This is a genomic window from Nonomuraea sp. NPDC003201, from assembly GCF_053590415.1.
This window is the reverse complement of record NZ_JBSFTC010000016.1, coordinates 1-2,201: the sequence shown is the minus strand read 5'-3', so window position 1 is coordinate 2,201 and position 2,201 is coordinate 1. Positions and strand designations below refer to the sequence as shown.

Below are 2,201 nucleotides of genomic sequence, written 5' to 3'. Positions count from 1 at the left end.
TATGCCGCAGTGTCGGCTGGGCGCTATGCCGCAGTGTCGGCTGGGCGCTATGCCGCAGTGTCGGCTGGGCGCTATGCCGCAGTGTCGGCTGGGCGCTATGCCGCAGTGTCGGCTGGGCGTCGCGCCGCGGTGTCGGCCACGCGTCACACCGGAGCCTTGGTGGGGCGTTTGTGGCGGAACGTCGGGCCGGGCTGGGCTGCGCTGTGCTGACCACCACCAGGCCATTGGGGCGAGCGGCGACATGGATGGAGCCGATTGTCTGCGGTGGTCGCCGCCAGGGGTCAGCCGACCGTGACAGGAAGCTCCTTGATGCCGTTGATGAAGTTCGAGCGAAGCCGGCGCGCAGAGCCCGTTTGGCGGAGTTTGGGGCGTCGGCGGGCCAGTTGTTCGAAGAGGACCCGGAGTTCGAGTTTGGCCAGGTGGTTGCCCAGGCAGAAGTGAGCTCCGCCGCCGCCGAAGCCGATGTGCGGGTTCGGGTCGCGGGTGATGTCGAAGACCTCGGGGTCGGAGAAGACCGCGGGGTCGCGGTTGGCGGCGGCGTAGAAGACCACGACCTTGTCGTCGGCCTTGATCTCCTGCCCGCCCAGCACCTGGTCGGTGGTGGAGGTGCGGCGGAAGAGGTTGACCGGGGAGACCCAGCGGACGATTTCGTCGGCTGCGGTCTTGGCGAGGGTGGGGTCGGCGACCAGGCGGGCCCACTGGTCCGGGTGCTCGAAGAGGGTAAGCATGCCGCCGGAGGCCGCGTTGCGGGTCGTCTCGTTACCGGCGACCGCCAGGAGGAGGATGAACAGGTTGAACTCGTTCTGATCAAGCGTCTCGCCGTGCTCGTTGGGCTGAAGGAGCTTGGTGACGATGTCGTTCTTCGGGGTGTCCCTACGGCGTGTCGCGAGTTCGTTGGCGTAGGCGTAGACCTCCATGGCGGCGGCCGAGCCCACCTCGGGAGTTTCCGAGTAGTCCGGGTCCTGGCTGCCGATCATGCGGTTGGACCAGGTGAAGAGCTTGTCGCGGTCGGCCACGGGCGCGCCGAGCAATTCGCAGATCACGTACAGGGGGAGCGGCGCGGCGACTTCGGTGACGAAGTCGATCTCGCCGGTGCACTTGTCCAGGAGGTCGTCGCAGATGTTGCGGATGTGCTCTTCGAGCGCGCCGATCGTACGCGGAGTGAAGCCGCGGTTGACCAGGGAACGCCGTCTCGTGTGCTCGGGCGGGTCCTGGTTGAGCATCATGTGGCGCTGGAGATCGATCTGTTCCTGGGTCAGCTCTTCGAACAGGGCGAGCTTCTTGTGCGAGGAGAACCGGTCGGAGTGCCGCGATACATGGACGACGTCCTCGTATCGGGTGACGGCCCAGAATCCGGGCTCGCCCTCGTGCCAGTGGACGGGGGAGTTCGCGCGGAGCCAGGCGAGCTGCTCGTGTGGTGGTCCGGTGGTCGCGTAAATGTCCCTGTCGACGAGGTCGATGTGCACCAGATTCACCCTCTTGATCAAGCGCTTGGTTACTACTACTTGAAACGTGTTCTATTACGTCCCTGTACGACCGTCAAGGGGCAATGTAGTGGCGAAATGGCTCCACAAGGGGTCCGCCGAGGTCGGGCATTCGTCGAGCGATGCGGCTTGTGCCAGGTCCCCGCGGTCACCGACGACGGCGGCTTCGCTTGATGGCGGGAAGTACGCGTGTCATTGGCCGTTTGCGTGCGTGCCGTCGGCCGCCTGTGCGCAAGTCGTCGACCGTCTGTGCGCGTGCCCTCGGCTGTCTGCGTGCGAGTCGTTGTCTTCTGTGCGTGCGCCATGGCTGTCGTGTGCGTGCCATTGGCCGTCTGCGCCGTCTGCGCCGTCTGCGCCGTCTGCGCGCGAGTCGTCGACCGCCTGTGTGGGTGTCGCTGGTCGTCTGTGCGCGTGCTACCGGCTGTCTGTCTGCGTGCCATCGGCTGTCTACGTGCGAGTCGTTGGTCGTCTGCGCGCGAGACCTGGCTGGGTTTCATGCGCGATGCAGCCGTTCCGTGCGCCCAGATTGAGTCGGCTCGCATGTCCGATACGGCTGGCCTGGCGTGTGCGACACGGCGGGGCTCGCGTGCTCGATAAGCCGGCGCGTGCGCCCCTGTCGCGAGGGCTTGAGTCCCACGCCGGCACCTGCCACGGGGCCCACGCCGGCACCTGCCACGGGGCCCACGCCGGCACCTGCCACGGGGCCCACGCCGGCAC

Annotated in this window: 1 protein-coding gene; it reads right to left on the bottom strand. The window is 67.0% G+C overall.

Annotated features, from left to right (window positions below; genetic code table 11):
• Positions 1–281: 281 nt before the first annotated feature.
• Positions 282–1,466: a cytochrome P450 gene (locus ACWDX9_RS09380; RefSeq protein WP_449951044.1), complete on the bottom strand. Its 1,185-nt coding sequence runs from the start codon at positions 1,464–1,466 to the stop codon at positions 282–284.
• Between the last annotated feature and the right edge of the window lie 735 nt (positions 1,467–2,201).